The sequence below is a fragment of the Cohnella rhizoplanae genome (assembly GCF_948329515.1).
Lineage (GTDB): Bacteria > Bacillota > Bacilli > Paenibacillales > Paenibacillaceae > Cohnella > Cohnella rhizoplanae.
In genome coordinates this window covers 251173-270166 of sequence record NZ_CAOJCN010000002.1, presented here as the reverse complement: position 1 = coordinate 270166, position 18994 = coordinate 251173, and the positions used below count along the sequence as shown (strand labels likewise).

At 59.9% G+C, this 18994-nt stretch carries 13 protein-coding genes; 2 read left to right on the top strand and 11 right to left on the bottom strand.

What is annotated here, in order from left to right:
* Positions 1 to 394 precede the first annotated feature (394 nt).
* From PQG80_RS05460 to PQG80_RS05425, 8 genes are all read right to left on the bottom strand, one after another.
* Positions 395 to 1918, bottom strand: coding sequence for a DnaD domain protein (locus PQG80_RS05460; protein ID WP_271750204.1), 1524 nt, complete (start codon positions 1916 to 1918; stop codon positions 395 to 397).
* 151 nt (positions 1919 to 2069) lie between these two features.
* Positions 2070 to 2693: a type IV pilus inner membrane component PilO gene (locus tag PQG80_RS05455; protein ID WP_271750203.1), complete on the bottom strand. Its 624-nt coding sequence runs from the start codon at positions 2691 to 2693 to the stop codon at positions 2070 to 2072.
* Positions 2665 to 4179, bottom strand: a complete 1515-nt coding sequence (gene pilM, locus PQG80_RS05450) for a type IV pilus biogenesis protein PilM (RefSeq protein ID WP_271750202.1) — start codon at positions 4177 to 4179, stop codon at positions 2665 to 2667. Before pilM ends, PQG80_RS05455 begins: the two co-directional genes overlap by 29 nt.
* Positions 4180 to 4196: 17 nt before the next feature.
* Positions 4197 to 4955 (bottom strand): prepilin peptidase, encoded by a 759-nt coding sequence (locus PQG80_RS05445; RefSeq protein ID WP_271750201.1) that lies wholly within the window; start codon positions 4953 to 4955, stop codon positions 4197 to 4199.
* 73 nt (positions 4956 to 5028) lie between these two features.
* The gene (locus tag PQG80_RS05440) at positions 5029 to 5505 is read right to left on the bottom strand and encodes a prepilin-type N-terminal cleavage/methylation domain-containing protein (RefSeq protein ID WP_271750200.1); all 477 of its coding nucleotides are present in this window, start codon (positions 5503 to 5505) and stop codon (positions 5029 to 5031) included.
* A 100-nt stretch (positions 5506 to 5605) separates the two neighbouring features.
* Positions 5606 to 6814, bottom strand: a complete 1209-nt coding sequence (locus PQG80_RS05435; RefSeq protein ID WP_271750199.1) for a type II secretion system F family protein — start codon at positions 6812 to 6814, stop codon at positions 5606 to 5608.
* Positions 6814 to 7869 carry a type IV pilus twitching motility protein PilT gene (locus tag PQG80_RS05430; protein ID WP_271750198.1) on the bottom strand — a complete coding sequence of 352 codons (1056 nt, stop codon included), beginning with the start codon at positions 7867 to 7869 and terminating at the stop codon, positions 6814 to 6816. Before PQG80_RS05430 ends, PQG80_RS05435 begins: the two co-directional genes overlap by 1 nt.
* Before the next feature lie 16 nt (positions 7870 to 7885).
* Positions 7886 to 9553, bottom strand: coding sequence for a GspE/PulE family protein (locus PQG80_RS05425; protein WP_271750197.1), 1668 nt, complete (start codon positions 9551 to 9553; stop codon positions 7886 to 7888).
* A gap of 327 nt (positions 9554 to 9880) precedes the next feature.
* Here PQG80_RS05425 and PQG80_RS05420 point away from each other — a divergent pair, with 327 nt between their 5' ends.
* Positions 9881 to 15259, top strand: coding sequence for an Ig-like domain-containing protein (locus PQG80_RS05420; protein WP_271750196.1), 5379 nt, complete (start codon positions 9881 to 9883; stop codon positions 15257 to 15259).
* Between the two features lie 68 nt (positions 15260 to 15327).
* Here the strand turns inward: PQG80_RS05420 and PQG80_RS05415 are convergent, their stop codons facing one another.
* From PQG80_RS05415 to PQG80_RS05405, 3 genes are read right to left on the bottom strand one after another with little or no spacing between them, the layout of a single operon-like run.
* Entirely contained in the window at positions 15328 to 17160 is a 1833-nt protein-coding gene (locus PQG80_RS05415) for a hypothetical protein (RefSeq protein ID WP_271750195.1), read from the bottom strand.
* 16 nt (positions 17161 to 17176) lie between these two features.
* Positions 17177 to 17686 (bottom strand): prepilin-type N-terminal cleavage/methylation domain-containing protein, encoded by a 510-nt coding sequence (locus PQG80_RS05410; protein ID WP_271750194.1) that lies wholly within the window; start codon positions 17684 to 17686, stop codon positions 17177 to 17179.
* Entirely contained in the window at positions 17670 to 18230 is a 561-nt protein-coding gene (locus PQG80_RS05405; RefSeq protein ID WP_271750193.1) for a type IV pilus modification PilV family protein, read from the bottom strand. Before PQG80_RS05405 ends, PQG80_RS05410 begins: the two co-directional genes overlap by 17 nt.
* 217 nt (positions 18231 to 18447) lie before the next feature.
* On the opposite strand from PQG80_RS05405, the gene PQG80_RS05400 reads away from it, so the two are divergent.
* Complete coding sequence (locus PQG80_RS05400; protein WP_271750192.1) at positions 18448 to 18939, top strand: GAF domain-containing protein; 492 nt, start codon at positions 18448 to 18450, stop codon at positions 18937 to 18939.
* The last annotated feature ends 55 nt before the right edge of the window (positions 18940 to 18994 follow it).

The window sequence follows — 18994 nt, the reverse complement described above, 5'->3', positions numbered from 1 at the left end:
GGCAGCCGCTCGTTCGGGCAAATAAGACGTTGGCGCATCGGTATAATGCCGGGCAGGCGCTTGTTCGGGCAAATAAGACGTTGGCGCATCGCTATAATGTCGGGCAAGCGCTCGTTCGGGCAAATAAGACGATGGCGCATCGTTATTTTGCCGGGCAGGCGCTCGTTCGGGCAAATAAGACGATGGCGCATCGTTATTTTGCCGGGCAGGCGCTCGTTCGGGCAAATAAGACGATGGCGCATTGCTATTTTGCCGGGCAGGCGCTCGTTCGGGCAAATAAGACGTTGGCGCATCGTTATTTTGCCGATTGGGCGATCATTCCGGCACATAAGACGATGGCGCATCGTTATTTTGTCGTGTTGGCGCTCGTTCGGGCCGAGGCCGGCCCGCCGGATCAGCTCTTGTCCAGCTGCCGGGCGAGGTCGCGGAGCTTCTGCCGTTCCTCGGCGGACAGCGCCTTGGCCGGCCCTTTGTCCTCGACGACCGGCATGGACGGCTTGCGCGCGCCCGAGGCCCCCGCGCGGCTGCGGCCTGACCCGGACTTGCCTTTGCCGGCCTGGGCCGGATCGAGCTCGCCCCTGCGCCTGCGCTCGAGCGTCTCGTTCAGCTTCTCCTGCTCGCGCACGTACCGGACGGCTTTGTCATAAGAATCGATGCCCTTGGCAAGCATATTCGCAGCGACCGAATCGATGAAGCTCGCCGTCAGGCGCTGCGCGTGATTCGTGCCCAGTACATAATGAATCAGCACGTTGATGACCGCCTCGGGCAGCTTGTAGTTCATATCGATGCGCTCGAAGATACGCGCGAATACATCGGGCACGGAGCCCGGGAAAAACCGCTCCAGAAACCGCGTGTACGGCTCCACCATGAGCAGGCGGCCGTACTCGTCCTGGGCGATCTGCTGGCTGAGCCGATCGGGCACGTCGAACGGCGGCACGGCGCGCAGCGCCTCGTCCATCGCAGCCGCGGCTGCCTCTTCGTCCGGTCCGCCGGCTGCCGGCGGTTCCCCGATCCGGGACAGATAGCGCTCGCGCTCTTCGCCGCGCTTGCGCCCTTGCCGGTAGATTAGATTCGCCCGCGACTGCAGCTCGTCCCAGTGCAGCGTCCCGTCCGGCAGGAAGACGCCGTCCTCATCCAGCAGGCGGCTGACCTCCGGCAGCTCGAGATCGAACTTGTAAGCCAAGAAGTTGATCTGCGCCATCGACTCCGGCGCGCGGTTCAGCCGCTCGACGAACGTCCGGTTGGACGAGCCGCGCGGAAAACGCAGCAGCAGCTCGCTATGGCGCACCCGATCCGGCTGGGAACTGCCGACTGCCTCGCGCGCGGGCGCCGTCTGCGACAGCGACTGCTCGAGCTCCGGATCGACCTGCGACGAGTTGATGCGGAACAGCTCGTAAAACGGCACCGTGATCTCCTCGCGGTTGAGAAACCGCGCGAGTCCGCCGGGCCGTCGCGGCGCCAGCGATTCGCGAAGCTCCATGAGCGCCGGCTTGCCGATGCGATCCCGCAGCAGCAGCGACAGATGGAGATTGGCGAAGAACTCGCCGGGCGCCAGCGGCCGCTGCAGCATGTATTCGTAGAGCGTCTCGTCCGCGGCGGGATCGTGCTGCCTGAACGACTGCATGAGACCGACGGCCTCCAGCTTCGAGGCGCTCTCGACGAGCGACTGCCGTCCAGCCGCGTTGGGCTCCAAGCCGAGCCCGAGGAACAGCCTGCGCTGCGCCTCTGGCTGCGAGTAACCCGTCTCGTCGTCGCCGAGATGATGATAGAGCAACAGATATAATCCGATTGAGAGCGCGCCCACCATCGGTTGATAGAGTTCGGCCAGCACCCTCCGCTCGAGACTGCATAGCGAGAAGTTTCGCCAGGCGGTATAGCGGTGGTGCTCCGTAAATTCAAGTTTGTTCGACACGCGCATACCGTATTCGACAACCTTTTTTCATAGAGTGTCTCTCTATTGTAGCATATCCTTCGGTTCCGCTGTGGATGGAAATCGGCTCCGGGCAAACGAAAAAGGACGAAGCGAAGCATCGCTCCGCCACGTCCCGGAATGACGGCGCAGGCGCCGGCTATTCTTTGTAAGGCAGCAATTCCTCGTCTACCAGATCGCGATACGAAGGATCGAAGTAGGCGGTAAAATTCACGTTCAGCGTCATCGACTTGCCCATATCGGCTTGCGCCGGCTTCGCGATCGCGAAGTTGTCTACCGACACGAGGCGAGGGAGCTTCTGCAGGGCGCCGATCCACTGGAGCAGACGATCGTACGTGCCTTCGATGGCGACGGCGGTCTTGAGCTCGCCGACCGACGCGTACGGCGACTGCTCCCCGCCTAACATACCTTGGAGCTGGTTCGTGTCCGACTGGCTGAAGGTCGCGTTCAGCAGCGCCACGCCGGTCGCCTGGCTGACGCTTTTCAGATCGAGCAGCATCTGCTCGGTATTGTCGGACAGCGGGAGCGCCTGCTGGACGGAGGCGTCCGAGTACTGCGAGTCGGCGCGGTCTCCCTCGGCCGCCTTGTCGGCCAGCAGCTCCGCCTGACTGCGGAGACGGGCAATATCGTCGTTCTGGTCCGACAGCCGGCTGTTCAGCGGCATCTGCGCGTACACCACGAACAGCAGCAGGAGCAGGAACAACAGGACGACGCCGATCAGGCCCAGCGTGCGTTTATTGAGCTGCGTCTGCAGTCCCGTCATTGCCTTCTCCTCCTTCCGGCTTCTTCAGTTCGAGCGCGTAGATGGCCGTCTTCGACCCGCCTGCGGCAGGCCCGTCGGCGGCAGGACTCTGAGCGACCGACTGCAGCTGGGCCGACGCCGCGAACGACATGCGCTTGAGATCGAACAGGTAGCGGGACGCGCCGTCGTAATCCGCCGTCTGCATGGTCAGGCCGAGCTGGCCCAGGCTGCTGTAGCTCACGCTCTGAAGCCTGCTGCCGCGGGGCAGCTTGCTTTCCAGCTCCGCGAGGATCGCGACCGCGTCCCGGCGGTTGTCGCTGATCTTCTCGATGACCTCGAGCGGGTTGGCCTGTCCGGATTGCTGGCTGTTCTGCGCGGCGAGTCCGCTCTGCAGCAGCGAGATCTGGTCGTTCAGCTGCGCGATCGTCGTCTCGCCGGACCGCAGTTCGGATTTGTGGTCGAAATAAAAATAGAAGACGGCCCCGACTGCCAGCACCCACACGGCCAGCGAAGCGGCGATGAGCACCGGGTACAAGCGCGCTTCGCGGTCGATGCGGGGCATGAGGTTGATCCGATGCTTGTCCTGGTGCCATAGCGCGAGACCGACCGCGACGCGATTGTCGTCCGCGCTGTAGGTATACTGCGTCGCGTAGGTATCGAAGGAGAACGCCCGGACGCTCACTTCCGGCTGCGATTGCTGCAGCCCCGCGAGCAGCTGGTTCCGGCCTTGGTCCGAACCGACGATCAGCGCCTCGGTGATTCGGGCGTTGCCTTCATGGATGCTGAACTGATAGAAGTTAAGCATCCGCGCGATCTCGGCCGTCACCTCGGACAGCTGGCTCTCGCTCAGTGCGCCGTCTGGCGCTTCGCCTTGTCCGTAGAGCGCGATCGTCTTTTGGAATACGGGATGTCCGCCATGGAACATATAGATCTCGAGCGCGCTCGCGTCCAGGTTGACGAGCATCGTCTCCTCGAACTTCTCGTCCTGCAGCTCCCGGATCGCTCGCGCCAGCGCCGTCGCCGCGAGCTCGATGCCGGAGACTCGCAGCCCCGCTTCCTGCACGACATCCGTATAAGCCTGAATCAACTGTCTGGACGCCGCGAATACCAGCACCTGCGTACTCTCCTCGTCCGCGCCGAGCTTGATATAATCGTGCACCGGATCCTCGAACGGCAGGTGGAGCGTCGTCTCGACCTCGAGCGACACCAGTCCGGCCAGATCGCGGTCGCTCGTGCTCTGGATACGCAGACGGCGGACGATCACGTGCGAGGTGGGAAAAGCGAGCGTCACGGATTGCCCGTTGAGCTTCTCCGTCTTCACCCACTCCGACAGAAGGCTGCGCGCTTCCGTATAATCCGCGATCCGGTCCTCTTCGAACAGACCGGGCGGCAGGGGCAGCACCTTGACGCTCTCGATTTCCCAGCTTTTCTTTTTTCTAAGCTTAACGAGTCTTGCCCCGGACGGATCCAGGGTCAGGCCGACAGTCTTGGCGCCTGATCCGAACATTGCTAGTCACGCCCCGTTCAGGTGAATAAAGATAAATAAAAGTCGATGAGAACCGCGCCGTATCCGTAAGCGAAGCATGCGCCCAGCGCCAGAAACGGTCCGAACGGCACCGGCTGCTTGCGCTTCACGACGCCCGCCGCCAGCAGCGCGCCGCCGACGAGCGTACCGGCCAGACAGGCCGCTACGAGCGCCACGACCGTGCACGGCAGCCCGACGACGAAGCCGAGCAGCGCGAACAGCTTCACGTCCCCGAGCCCCATCCCGCCTCGCGAGACGATGACGATCAGCAGCAGGATACCGCCGCCCGCTGCCGCCCCCAGCAGATGGCTCCACCAGGCGATACCGTCCGGGAGCAGGAGACACGCGGCCGCGAGCAGCGGCGCGAAGAAAAGCAGCACCTTGTTCGGGATGAGCATCGTCGCCAGATCCGATACGGTCACGATCACGCAGAGGCTGACGAGTAGCAGTCCGACGAGCGTGGCAGGGCTCCACCCGAAGGTGGCGAACGCCCAGACGAACAGCAGTCCCGTCGCGGCCTCGCCGAGCGGATAGAGCGGCGATACGGGCGCCTCGCAGTGGCGGCAGCGCCCGCGCGACAGGAGCCAGCTCGCGATCGGGACGAGATCGCGGCCCTTGAGCCGCGTTCCGCATCGCGGGCATCGCGACGGCGGCGATACGATCGATTCGCCCGCCGGCACGCGCAGCGCCACGACGTTATAGAACGAGCCCAGCACCGCGCCGAGCGCGAACAGGTAGATGTATATAAGAATCGTCATGTTGGCGATAGTCGCTTTCGAAGTTAGTTAGAGAAAAGGAACCGGTGGGGCCGGTTCCTGAAGATCAAGAGTATTATTGTGTCGAAGTCACAGATGAAACTTCAGTAGAATCATAGGATTTTACAACAGCTTTATCACTTGTCTTATCTACGAGTTCAACCTTCTCTAAAGCCCCAGTAGTAGAAAATTGAATAATTGTCTTATCTGTATCTAGAGCTTTTTTAGTGCTAGGCAATACAATAGGATTATCCAAGTAGCCTTTGGATTGAATTTCCGAAAGCTTTATAGCCCCCCCTGTGCCATCTGCACCTTTTTTGGGGTTTGTACCATTTAGTTCAGAAGTAATGTATAACTTCCCGGCATCATAAATTTGCCTTGCAGTAGCTACATCCGAATCCTTCTTCGACTTGTCAATAATATTCCCGATCAAAGGAATCGCGATCGCCGCAATAACCGCCAGAATAACGATTACCGCCAAAAGCTCGATCAGCGTAAACCCCTTTTGATCTTCCTTTGCCTTGCCGAGACGCTTCATGACCGCTGTTCTCATTCCAATCCCTCCGATTTCCACTCATTTTTTCAAATCTATATGTGCTAGCGCCCGATGACGCAGGGACAACCTTTTTTTACCTTCTTGCTCACGCCTTCAATCAGCCCATCTCCCCGTACAGCGTGAACATCGGCAGCATGATCGCCGCCACGATGGTCCCGACGAGCGCCGCGAGGAAGACGATGAGCAGCGGTTCGAGCAGCGACTTGAGCCGGTCGACGGTATTCTCGACGTCCATCTCGTAGAAGTCGGCGATCTTCTCCAGCATCTGATCGAGCGCGCCGGTCTCTTCGCCGATGGCGATCATCTGCGTGACCATCGGGGGAAATACCCACGATTGCTTGAGCGGCTCGGACAACGGATTGCCCTGGCGTAGCGAATCCGCGGACTTGCGGATGTAGCCGCCGATGACCTTGTTGTTCACGAGCTCTTCGACGATCTGCAGCGATTGGAGCACGGGCACCGAGCTCGCGTACAGCGAGGACAGCGTACGGGTCAACTGCGCGATCGCGCCCTTCTGGGCAAGCTTGCCGAAGATCGGCACCTTCAGCTTGCCGTAGTCGATCCAGTATCGTCCCTTGTCCGATCGCCTGGCGACCTGATAGCCTGCGACGACCGCGACCGCGCCGAGCAGCCACAGGTACCACTGGTGCTCGATCGACTTGCTGAGCGCGAGCACCATGAGCGTGATGCCCGGCAGCTGGGCGTCCATCGACTCGAACATGGAGACGAACTGCGGCACGACCGCCTTCAGTAGATACACGACGGCCCCGATCGCCAATACGCCGACGACAAGCGGATAGGTCATGGCCGACTTGATCTTTTCCCGGGTCACATGCTGTTTCTCCAGGAACTTCGCGAGCCGCTCCAGCGTGCCTTCGATATCGCCGGTCTCTTCGCCTGCGCGAATCATGCTGAGGAAGATCGCCGGGAAGATCTTCTTGTGCTCGCCGGCCGATTGCGAGAACGACACCCCGCGCAGCAGTCCAGTATGCACGTCCACCAAAGCTTTCTTGAGCGGCTTGCTCTCCGTCTGCTCGGCCAGGATTGCGGTCGCATCGACGATGCTGACGCCGGCGCGCATGAGCGTGGCGAACTGCCGGCAATAAATGATGAAGTGCTGGTGCTTGACCGGATTGCCGATGTAGATGTCCGCATTAAGAAAAGTCGTCTTCTGCTCGTTCAGCGACAGGACGACGAGGTTGCGCTTGCGCAGCTCGTCCATCGCGGCCGACTTGCTGGAGGCCGATAGCTTGCCCTTGATCTGACGTCCGGTCTGGCTGCGGACCTGATAGAGAAAATCCGCCATCAGACGCCACCAGCCTCGGCGAGATAAGCCCTCGCGTAAGCCGGCTCCACGGCGCCTGCCTGGAGCAGCTCCTTGATCGAATGCTCCAGCGTATGCATGCCGAGCTGCCTGCCGGTCTGCATGACGCTCTTAATCTGATGGATCTTCTCCGTGCGGATCAGGTTGGCCACCGCCGGCGTATTGACGAGAATCTCGGTCGCGCAGGCCCGGCCCCGGTTCTGCGTCCGCGGCAGCAGGCGCTGCGAGATGACGGCCACGAGCACCGCCGCGAGCTGGGCGCGGATCTGCCCTTGCTGGTGGCCCGGGAAGGCGTCGATAATCCGGTCGATCGTCTGCGGCGCATCGGTCGTATGCAGCGTCGCGAATACGAGGTGACCGGTCTCGGCGGCCGTTACCGCAGCCGAGATCGTCTCCAGGTCGCGCATCTCGCCCACCAGGATGACGTCCGGATCCTGCCGGAGCGCGGCGCGAAGGCCATTGGCGAAGCTCTTGGTGTCGCTGCCGACCTCGCGCTGGTCGATGATGGACGAGCCGTGGCCGTGCAGGTACTCGATCGGATCCTCCAGCGTGACAATGTGCTTTTTCTCATGCGTGTTGATATGCTTGATCATCGCCGCCAGCGTCGAGGACTTGCCGGAGCCGGTCGGACCGGTGACCAGGATCAGTCCCTGCGGCTTGGCCGCCAGCGCGCTCAGAATGTGCGGCAGCTGCAGCTGCTCCAGCGTCGGGATCAGCGCGGGGATCGTCCGCACCGCAATGCTGACCTTGCCCCGCTGTCGGTAGGCGTTCACCCGGAAGCGGGACAATCCCTCGAGTTCATAGGAAAAATCCAGCTCGCCCGCGCGCTCGAACCGCTCCGCCTGCTCTCCGTCGATGAGCGACATGGCCATGCGCGAAGCATCGGCAGCCGTCACCTTGTCCTCGCCGACGGGCTGCAGCTTGCCGTTCACCCGCAGGATCGGGGGCGAATCGACCGAGATATGCAGGTCGGACGCGCCGGCCTCGTGCGCCGCGCGCAGCAGCTCCACCATCCTGCTTTTCGGATCAACTGTCATCGTTCATTCCCTCCCGCTAGTAGGCGACGGTCTCGCGTATCACTTCCTGGAGCGTCGTGATGCCGCCCAGCACCTTGGCGAATCCGTCGTCCATCAGGCCGATCATGCCCTGCTCCGCCGCCGCGGCCCGCAGCTCCTCGACGGTCGCGTTCTCCGTGACCATCCGACGCAGCCCGTCGTTCATGATCAGCACTTCGTGAATCGCGACGCGCCCGCGATAGCCCGTTTTGTTGCAGTTGCCGCAGCCCTTGCCTACATAGAGCTTGTCCGCCGACAGGCCGCGTCCCTTGAGCAGCATCGCTTCTTGCTCGGTGGGCTCTTGCGCGCTCTTGCACTCCGGGCAGATGCGCCGCACGAGGCGCTGCGCAACGACCCCGATGAGCGACGAAGCGACGAGATAGGGCTCCACGCCCATGTCGCGCAGGCGGGTCACCGTGCTGATCGCGTCATTCGTGTGCAGCGTGGACAACACGAGGTGTCCCGTGAGCGAAGCCCGGATGGCGATCTCCGCCGTCTCCGTGTCCCGGATCTCCCCCACCATGACGATGTTCGGATCTTGGCGCAGGATGGACCGGAGTCCGGCTGCGAACGTCAGGCCGATCGTCGGGTTGACGTGAACCTGGTTGATCCCCTCGAGCTGATACTCGACCGGGTCCTCGACCGTGATGATGTTCGCCGACTCCTGGTTCAGATGATTTAGCGCTGAATAGAGCGTCGTCGTTTTGCCGCTGCCGGTCGGCCCGGTGATCAGCAGGATCCCGTAGGGACGTTCGATCATTTCCCGGAAAATATGCAGATTATGCTTGCCGAAGCCGAGCAGGTCGATCGCCTTGACGCCCGTGCTGAGATCCAGCAGCCGGAGCACGATCTTCTCCCCGTGGATCGTCGGAAGCGAGGAGACCCGGATGTCGATCGTACGATTGTCGAATGCCATCTTCATGCGGCCGTCCTGCGGCAGGCGCCGCTCGGCGATGTTCAGCTTGGCCATGATCTTGAGGCGCGCGGTGATGAAGCCCTGCATCTGCTTGGGAATCATCCGCTCCGTCCGCAGCACGCCGTCCAGGCGGTAGCGGATCGACACGCCCGCCTCGCCGGGATCGACGTGGATATCCGACACTCGCAGCTGCATCGCCTGTTGAATCATCTGATTCACCAGCCGCACGACAGGTGAATCTTCATTAGTGATCTCTGTCTCGCGGATCTCTTCTTGCGTCGTCGGGAGCTCGCCCAGGATCTGGCTCATCGAGTCCTGCAGGCCGTAATGGCGGGCAATCGCGCGGTTCAGCTCGTCCCGGCTCGTGATGGCGGGCTCGATGCGGAAGCCCGTGCTCATGCGCAGCTCCTCGATCGCGAAGTAATCCAGCGGATCCGCCATCGCGACGAGCAGCTTGCCGCCTTCCTTATGGATCGGGATCGCTTGATAGCGCCTCGCCAGCGCCTCGGGGATGATCTGCGTGATGGACGGTTCGATCTGGTACTTGAAGAGGCTGACGTGGGGAATGCCGAGCTGGAACTCCAGCACTTCGATCAGCTGCTGCTCGTTGATGTAGCCCTGCGTAATGAGCAGGTCGCCGAGCTTCTGCTTCGTCTTGCGCTGCTCCTGCAGCGCTTCCTGAAGCTGCGCCTCGGAGATGATCCGACTCTCGACGAGCAAATCTCCCAATCGCTTTTTGACGATCGCCAATCCGGTCCCCTCTTCCGCTAGTAATATAGTCCTACATTTTCTATGCAAAAGGTTGTGGAATTTCCAGTTATAGAAATGATACCATCCGACAATTTTCCAAGTTTTTTCTCAGAAGGATTATATATCGCCGCACAAACAAAAGACAAGGTGCTTTTTGTGGCATTATTCGCCATTTTTTATCGAACGAATTGTTCAGTATTTTTTCAGAAAGATATGGTAAAATCGATTCGGAAAGATCTAGGTCTCTTAACCTAATTACGTCTTCATTCTACTAAATATGTCTTTTATCTCTTATAGGTCATTTATATACTGCTAGGGGGAAAATAAATGTCGCGGATTCGGAGAGCGCTCAGCCTGTTACTTGCGTTAACGCTGGCCATCGGATTGGTACCCGCCAACGGCGTGGATACGCAGCAAGCCAGCGCCTCGTCGTACAAGCTGGTCACGCTGAAGGGAACGACGAACGGATCGAACGTCACGCTGAACAGCAACAATAATAAGCTCATGGTCGGCAACGGAACCCCGGCCGTATTCGTCATGACGGACTGGGGCGACGGTTCCGTGTCTTTCCGCGCCCAGAGCAACGGCATGCTCGTCAGCGCGAGCGGGACGTCGGACCTGACGGCAAGCGCGACGGCGGTCCGGATCACCGAGACGTTCAATAAGACGGACGCCGGCAACGGCACGGTCGCGCTAATGTCCCTGGCGAGCGGCAAGTACTGGAGCGCAACCGGCAACAACACGATTCAGGCTAGCAGCGACAGCTACAATACGGTCTCCCAGAAGCTGATCATTACCGACGTGACGCCTCAGTCCGGCCCCAATCCGGAGATTCGCGTGCTCGAGATCACGGACGACGGCACCTCCGAGCTGCTCCCGCTGCTAGGCGCGAACGCCAACCCGATCGTCAAGATCGACTCGGTGCGCATGAAGCAGTTCGTCGCGCAGCGGGACGAGCTCGACGGCCGTTACGACGCGATCTACATCGGCAAAGGCGCCTATAACGCCACGCTCGTCTCGACCTCGGGACAGAACCACGATACGAAAAGCATCATGAACGACATCACGAACTTAAAAATGAACGAGATCAAAGACTACTATATCGACCGCGGACTGCCGGTCGTCGTCTACAGCCAGGCGACCGGCGCGAACGCAGGCATCGGCGCGCTCTATCAGAACAAGGCGGGCATCCTCAAGGACGCGTTGGACGACTATGCCGTCTCCCTCACTTCGTCCGCTTATCCATTCGTCCCCGCCTCCAGGAAGAGCAACGTCATCTTCGTCGGTCCCTCGGACATGACGACGAACGCTTTTCTGACGAAGACGAACCTCATCTCCCGTGCCGCCGAGCGCCCCCGTCTCGTGCTGACCGGCAAGCCGATCGACTATACGGACAATCAGGACAAGATTTATGTCGCCGGCGATACGCTCACGTATACGTTTAACGTCGCGAATATCCCCAATATCTCGCAGCGCAGCCTGGTCGCCAACTTGTATATCGGCATCGACAGCGTACTCAAGTTCGACTCCAACAACCTGATCGCCTCGCAGTCGGTGACGGCCGTGAACGGCAATACGCTGACTTTCCGCCTCCCCAAGGGCTATTCGGGCGTGCACTATTGGAAGCTTGAGATTGTCGACCAAGGGACGCATATGAAGGACATACAGAGCGGCGTGCTCCGGTTCCGGGACGAGCTGACCAAGATCAACGTGCTGCAGGTCCTGCCTTCGAGCGGCGATGCCAGCAGCCTGCTCAAGGAAAGCAACATGAAGCAGTCCTACCTGACGACGCCAGACTACGCGATCACGATCAAGACGATGCCGATCTCCACCTTCAACGATACCGGCTATCTGAGCCTGAACGGCCATTATGACATGCTCATTTTCGGATTCGTCGACTCCTACAACAGCAACGCGCCGATCAGCCAGACGGCGGCCAATGCAGTCAACGCGTTCATCGCCACCGGCCAGAGCGTCATGTTCACGCACGACACCGTCTTCCAGGGCAGTTCGAACTGGATCAGCTACTTCCAGACGTCGACGGGCCAGCTCAGCCCGATGACGAACATGGGACTTAATGCGCCTCAGACGTCTACGACGACCAAAAAGGTTAACGAAGGCCTGCTGACGCGCTTTCCGTTCAACATCAGCAGCGTCATCACCAAGGTCAACACGACGCACGACCAGTACTTCGGTCTCAAGCTGGAGGATCCCAAGCTGATCCCTTGGTACAACATCACCGGGGGCACGCGCGACGACGACGACAGCTGGAATCACTATTACACCTATTCGTACGGCAACGTTACCTATTCGGGGACGGGCCATACGAATACCAGCTTCCCCGATTGGGAGCAGCGGCTGTTCGTCAATACGATGTATCGGGCGTTCATCGGGTCCAACCACGCGCCGACGCTGACCGTCGACTCGCCTACGAACACGGCCGCGACGGGGAAGATCATACCGTCCTACAACAAGGTGCTGCTTAGCTACACGCCGCAGGATTACGACGTCATCGACCGCAGGCTGTCTACGTCGGTTACTTTTAAATATCGCAGACTCCCTGCCGATGCGTGGACCGAGAGAGAGGTCAAGGCCTATACGGAAAAGGAAACGGGCGTCATCATCACCGAGTCTTACGACAATCCGCTGCCCGAAGGCGGCGATCTGATCGTCACGATATCAGCCAAGGACAAGAGCGGCGCTACGGTCCGGCAGGAAATCACGACAAAAGTCGTGAAGGTCACCGCGAACGTCGACTTGAACCGCACGCTCTCCGCCCATGTCGTGAACAACCAGATCGAGAAAAACGTGCCATATACGATGACTTACAAAATTACGCCGAAAAGCATCCCCTATCAGAACGGGATCGATCCTGCCGACCTGGTCATCAAAAACTTTAAACTGGACGAAAAGCTGCCCGCGAATCTCGAGCTCCTGCCCGGCGACGTATCGTCGCTCGTCCAGCAGCCGACGATTACCGGCACGCTCGCAGCGGGCTACCGGCTGAAAGGCGGACTGCCGGATATCCCTTACAGGCGCTCGGGCAATCAATTCGTGGCCGACCCGGTGAGCTTCGAGGTCAAGGTCACGCCCAGAGCGAACGGCAACTATATCGTTCAGGATTCGAACCTGACCTTCACGGACTTCTACGTCAACGGGTCCACCGTCACCAAGGACATCGAGCGCGCCTTGCAGTTCCAGCCTTATGCGATCCAAGCGGTGACGAAAATGACGAGCTTGAGCCTGAAGGACGCAACCATCGCCAAAGGAGACACCTCCATCCTCACCCCGGTCATCGGGCCGGAAGATACGACGAACAAGACGCTCGAATGGACGTCCGACCGTCCGGACCTGGTTACGGTCAATGGTCAAGGCATCATCGAAGGCAAAGCAGAAGGCGTCGCCCGCGTCATGGCGAAGGCGACCGACGGCAGCGGACTCGTCGCCGTAGCCAACGTGACGGTCGTCGTGCCGGGGATCAATATCGTCGGACCGGCGACCGTCAACGTGGACGATACGATCAATCTCGAAGCCAAGCTCGTGCTCGCCAACGAGGAGCTGACGAGCTTGAACTGGACGATCGCTTCTTCGCGGAACGACGCGGCGGACCTCGGCAACGGAACGAATGAACTGAAAAAGACGCTGACAGGCGTGAACCGGGGGTCGGTGGAGATCAAGGTCGTCGCCGTAACCTCCAAGTCCAAAACGTACGAAAAAGTGGTGACCGTCACCGTGCTGCAGCCGATCGAGCTTAAGCTGCCGGAGACGATCCATATCGGCGTCGGCGAGGAGTACAAACAGAATCTCTGGTCGCAATACCTCACCGTATCGCCCGCCGAAAAGAGAAACGATCTTCAAGCCTATACGGTGTGGACCAGCGATAATCCGGAGATCTTACAATTTTCCGAAGGCGGCTCGATCGCCATCGGCCAGCGTACCGGCACGACGACGATCAGGGCCAAGTACCGGAAAAATCCGAAGTCGGATTATGTGGAGGCTGCCGCGCGCGTGACGGTCGTCAGTCTGCCCGGTCAAGACCATATTACCGTTGAGAAAGGTAAGACGGGCGTGGATCTCCGTGCTCTAATCCATCCCGAACCGGCCGCGCTCGGCAGCGAGATTCTGGGTAAGCTGGCGTGGAGGGACGATACCGCGTCTAATTACGCTTCGGTAGGCTCCACAGGCACGCTGTCGGCGCCGAACGCCGGTATCGAGAACGTAACGGCGACCTATCGCTATCAGCCCGGCGATCCCGTGGCTGCCGTCAAGACGATCATGGTCAAGGTGGTCGACCTTGGAGCGCCGGCGAGCTTCACGATCGGCGCAGGGATGACGTTCAACCCTGCCGACCTGCTGTCGATCCAGCCAAGCGCGCTCATCGCGGAAATTCAGAGCGGGCTTGCCTGGACGGACGATCCGGCCTCGGACACGCTGACCTACAATTCGCAAACGAAGGAATACACGGCCAATCGCGGAGGCACCGAGACGCTGACCGTTACTTATCGCCCGACCGACGGGCAGCCGATCACACGGACGATCGAGGTCCGCGTCGAGCAGATTAGCCTCTCGGGCGCTACGGTCACGCTGGCGCCCGGCGATACGTTCGACCTCTACGGCAAACTCGCCATACAGCCCGACGCCGCGAAGCCACTGATCGAGCCCGCGCTCGTCTGGTCGGAGACCGACGGCAACGGCACGGTCAGCCTGACGGGAGACGGCGGCGTGATCCGGGCGGATGCGCCGGGCATCGAGGCTGTCACGGTGCGTTATCGTAACGCGCTGAACCAGGAGTTCACAGCCACGATGACCGTGCAGGTCGTGAAGCTGGCGTTCACCGCCAGCCCCAAGATGGGCGTGGACTCGACCAAGGATATGCTCGCGCTGCTGGATATCCAGCCCGCGGAGCTTCGTCAATCGGTGATCGACCGGTTGATCTGGAAGGACGAGAGCGGCAATCCTAGCCTGGACCTGAGCGCGAGCGGCTTGGCGACGGGGCGGAACCCGAATCCGGGACCGGAGAAGGTGACCGTATCCGTGCCGGCCGACGGCACGCTTCCGATCGAAGCCGTCACCATCGTTACGGTATTGAAGGTCTACCTCGGCGAGGATATGAATCTCACCCTGCCCAAGTACAACGCGGAAGTACCTGACAAGGGGATCCAGGATCTCGCGACCTATCTGAACGATCAGCCGGCGTGGGTCAAGGAAGGACTGCAGTGGTCGATCGCGGACAACGGTTCGACGCTAACCCCAGCGGGACAAGTGACAGCTACCAAGCCGGGCGTGGCCCATGTCCAGGTGAGCTACAGCGATCCGGATACCGGCGTCAAGTCCGAGCCCCGTATTTTTACGGTCGATATCATCGATCTCAATATCGTCCGTACGATTACGCTGGATACGGACACGAACGGCTACAGTATTTTCTCGGGCGATAAGGGACAGTTATCGATCTTGCCGGCGATCCTGATCCCCAAAGTCAAATCAGGGCTATCCTGGACCGACGCTCCCGGAGACGCGGTGACGCTCTCCGGATCGATCGGCAAGACGGCAGGCGACGGTACGCTGTCCACCGGATCCGCCGCCGGGAGCGAGAAGCTCACGATCACCTACACGCCCACGGACGGCAGCGAGCCCATCTCGACGCAGGTCGAGATCCGCGTGGTGAATCCTACGCCGCCCGCCTCTAGTTTCGACGACCGTTATTAATCAAAGGTAGAGTAAAAGCGCCCGATCCATTGACGGATCGGGCGCTTTTACTGCATATAGACGTCGGGTCAGTCGGCAAAGCGCTTGGGCCCGACCGTCAGATTAATCTGCTGTACGCGCGGCAGGCCGATCTTCTGATCGACGTACACGTCGCTGTTGTACTCGACGATGAACCGCGAGAAGCCGCGATCCGCATCCTCGTTGGCATTCATCACCGGATCGAAGCTGAGCGAGTTGCCGGACGCGCTCGTATTGCCGAGCACCGCGTTAATCGTGATATCGTCCTTGGCGAACAGTCCGCCTTTGATCCAGAACGCCGATCCGACGCCGTACAACGTGGCTTTCTTATCCGTATAGAGAAACGCTTCGAGCACGCCGGGATCCTGCGCGCTAGCGACGCCAGGGTATGCGTTGGATATCGTATTGAACGGATCCACCCGGTTGATAAGGAGATCGCCTTCGGAGATCAGTACGAGCTCCTTGCCATTCAATCCGGAGATCGTGGCATCCTCGATCGTGGCGCTGCCAAGCGCGATCACGGTCGCGTCCATCCGCACGTTCCCCTTGATCCGCAGGTCGCCGGTGACGAGGATATTGCCCCGCACGTCGATCGGACTGCCCGTGCGCGACGCGTCGATCGTCAGGTCTCCTTCCACGATGAACCAGTTCGTCTTGCGGAGCTCGCCGATCATATCGAGGTCGTTTTTGGCGTCCTCGGTATACGCCAAGGAGGCATAAGGCGCGCCGTCGATCATTAGGGAAGCTCGGCTTCCATTCTCCATCCGGTAGATGACCGAATTGGCCAACGTTCCATTCAAGGAAGAGATGATCTTGTTTTTCTGGTCGTTGTATGCGGCCTTCTCGTCCGGCGTCGCGTCCGCGGCAGGCGCGGTCGGTTCGTCCAACGCCAGAAACGAAGCGGAGCTTATCGTGCGCGCCTGCTCGACGATCGCCTCAGGCGTCATGCCACCCGAGACCGATAGCAGCGACCGGCTGATCCCGGCTGCCTCGGCTACCTTGTCGTAGAAGGACTCCTTGACGTTCACGGTGACGAATTTGTTCTGATCCTTTAATTTAATGTCGTCGGCCGTTATGCCGAAGTACTTTTCAACCTTGTCGCCGCCGCCTGGCTTGTCCGGATCCACATCGTCATATCGGCCTTGGCAGGGCCGCTGCTCGCACGCCTGAATGCTCGCCCCGTTGCCTAGCGTGCCAGGCTGAACATAGACCGAGCCGCCTATGCGTGGAAATACCGTGGGTTCATTCAGATCCGGCACGGTTGCAGCCAGATGGTAACGGTAATCCGCTTCGTTTTTCACCCACAGCTTTTTGCCGGCATACAGGTTCCCTCTAATATAAGAGGCCCCGTTCAGGTAAACGTTGCCCTCAGAGCCCATGGCGTACTTGAGAAAATCGGGATACGAATCGAGGACGATATCCTGCGCCAGCATCCGCTTGACGCCGTCCACGACCGCTTCGGCTTCGATCGTAATGGTATATTCCTTGGAGCTGATATTGAACTGGTTTTTAACCTTGCCTTCCTTATCCACGCTGATGGAGTGAATGCTGCCGATCGCGGATTGGCCGACGTCGCCGCTCGTCGTCTTGCCCTTCAGCTCGGTCAGCTTGCCCTCGATCTCGTCTAGCTTACCTCTAAGCTCATCGATGGAGATGTCCTGGTTGCGCTCGTCCTCCAGATAGTCCAACACTTCGGACGCCGCCTCGTTCAGCGCCATTTCCGCCAGGTGCAGGCCTTGGACGTCCTTCTCCCGTGTCTCCGAGCGCTGTGCGCCGCCCAGCATGGCGCCCATAATCGCGAAGCCGAGCATCGTGAACAGCAGGATCATGAAGACGACGAGGAGCAGCGCGGAGCCCCTTTCCTCTTGCAAGCGAATTCGCATGATATCCCCCTTTCTCCTAGAATCCGAACCGGCTCTGCAGCTTCAGGCGCTGATCGCGCCCGTCGTACGTCTGGCTCAGCTCGAGATTGATCTCGATCAGACCGGCCGTGCAGGCGCTGGCCTCGTCGCTTGCCGTGCAGGTCACGGCGATCGAAGAGGAATCCAGCACGTCGGAGCGGATCTCTAGCTTGTCCCCGCTAATATACATGGCGCGATCCTTAAGCTCGATGTAATCCTCGTTGCCCCCGATCTCTGCGGCCTTTTTGCTGAGTTTCAGACCGTCAATCGACTGAGACACGCTCTCCGGCGCAAAGTCGTACAGCTCCGTAATGACGGACGACATGAGCAGGTCGCCTTCGTCGCGCAGCGAGTTCTCGATCGTGATGCGATGGTACGTGCCGAGTCCGAAGTGGATGATCCCATAGATGGCGAGCATGACGATGGAGAATACGGAGACCGTCGCGATCAGCTCGACGAGCGTGAGTCCCCGTTCCTCGTGGAGGAGGCGCTTAGCGTATTTTCTCATCGGTGATGTAGCCCTCCACTTCCGCCGAGCCGCGCGCGTCGTCCGGCCCTCTCGAGATGTCCCAAGCGCTGACCTTGATCGGCAATAAATAATCGGCTAAATTCGCTTTGTCCTTGTTCGTCTCCCAGAAATCGTCCTGGAATTCGACCGCTATGCGATATTGCCGGCCGTTCACCGTCGGGTTCAGCGCTTCCCACATGTTCGGCGTCTTGTTGAACAGCTCGGCCTTGGCGCCGTCGGCGCCGCAGGTCACGATGTTCAGCTTCTCGCATCCTTCGGGCGACAGCGTCGGCTGACTCGCAAAGTAGGTTTTGTAGGTCTGGTAGTTCACCTTTTCCATAAAAAACAATCCGTAGCGCGCCAGATTCACCGCCACGGTCTTGTTCTGATTTCCCTTCGCATAGGTCATCGCCTGTATGAAAAACGCCGTCATCGCCAAGGAGACGACCGACAGGATCACGATCGCCGCCAATACCTCGAGCAGCGAGAAGCCGTCTTCCCCGCCTCTCCAGCCGCGCCGCGGCTTCCGGAGCCAAGTTCTCAAAATATACTACCTACTTCCTATATAAATAGCTACTTTCTACCTAATTTACTCTCTTATTTTAACATATGGCGTCTCTCAATTATATGAGAGAAAGGGACGATTCGCGAAAGAAAAACAGGATTCGACGCTCATCCTTCCACCTCCGCCCTCTCATCTCGGCCATTGGTTAACGCCGCCGCGATCCGATATAATCGGATTCAGAAAGGATGATCCGAAGATGACCTTCAACCCGCAAGCGTACGCCGGCACGAGAGCGGAAAACGAAAACCTGCTGCTGACGCAGCTGAAGCACTTAATCGAAGACGAGCCCTACCGCATCGCCAATCTGGCCAACGCGTCCGCGCTGCTCGGCGGCTACCTGGCGGACATCAACTGGGTCGGCTTCTACCTGATAGACGCGGAGAGCGGCGGGCTCGTGCTCGGCCCGTTCCAGGGCCAACCTGCCTGCGTACGCATCCCGCTGGGCAAGGGCGTATGCGGCACGTCCGCCGAGCGGCGCGAGACGCTGCGCGTGCCGGACGTGCATGCGTTCCCCGGGCATATCGCCTGCGACGCGGCGTCTCGATCGGAGATCGTCGTACCGCTCTACGATGGCGCAGGCGCGCTGATCGGCGTGCTCGACATCGACAGTCCGCTGCCGGACCGATTCTCCGAGGACGATCAGGACTTCCTCGAGCGCTTCAACGAAATGCTGGCGCGCTATCTCTAAGCGACTGCGCATATCGCCTATGCCCATATAGTACCTACCGGACTCAAACGCCGAA

Excerpts from the sequence above, each read along its gene's own strand:
- PQG80_RS05460 (WP_271750204.1), bottom strand. The coding sequence starts at position 1,918 with ATGCGCGTGTCGAACAAACTTGAATTTACGGAGCACCACCGCTATACC.
- PQG80_RS05455 (WP_271750203.1), bottom strand. The coding sequence starts at position 2,693 with ATGACGGGACTGCAGACGCAGCTCAATAAACGCACGCTGGGCCTGATC.
- pilM (WP_271750202.1), bottom strand. The coding sequence starts at position 4,179 with ATGTTCGGATCAGGCGCCAAGACTGTCGGCCTGACCCTGGATCCGTCC.
- PQG80_RS05445 (WP_271750201.1), bottom strand. The coding sequence starts at position 4,955 with ATGACGATTCTTATATACATCTACCTGTTCGCGCTCGGCGCGGTGCTG.
- PQG80_RS05440 (WP_271750200.1), bottom strand. The coding sequence starts at position 5,505 with ATGAGAACAGCGGTCATGAAGCGTCTCGGCAAGGCAAAGGAAGATCAA.
- PQG80_RS05435 (WP_271750199.1), bottom strand. The coding sequence starts at position 6,814 with ATGGCGGATTTTCTCTATCAGGTCCGCAGCCAGACCGGACGTCAGATC.
- PQG80_RS05430 (WP_271750198.1), bottom strand. The coding sequence starts at position 7,869 with ATGACAGTTGATCCGAAAAGCAGGATGGTGGAGCTGCTGCGCGCGGCG.
- PQG80_RS05420 (WP_271750196.1), top strand. The coding sequence starts at position 9,881 with ATGTCGCGGATTCGGAGAGCGCTCAGCCTGTTACTTGCGTTAACGCTG.
- PQG80_RS05415 (WP_271750195.1), bottom strand. The coding sequence starts at position 17,160 with ATGCGAATTCGCTTGCAAGAGGAAAGGGGCTCCGCGCTGCTCCTCGTC.
- PQG80_RS05410 (WP_271750194.1), bottom strand. The coding sequence starts at position 17,686 with ATGAGAAAATACGCTAAGCGCCTCCTCCACGAGGAACGGGGACTCACG.
- PQG80_RS05400 (WP_271750192.1), top strand. The coding sequence starts at position 18,448 with ATGACCTTCAACCCGCAAGCGTACGCCGGCACGAGAGCGGAAAACGAA.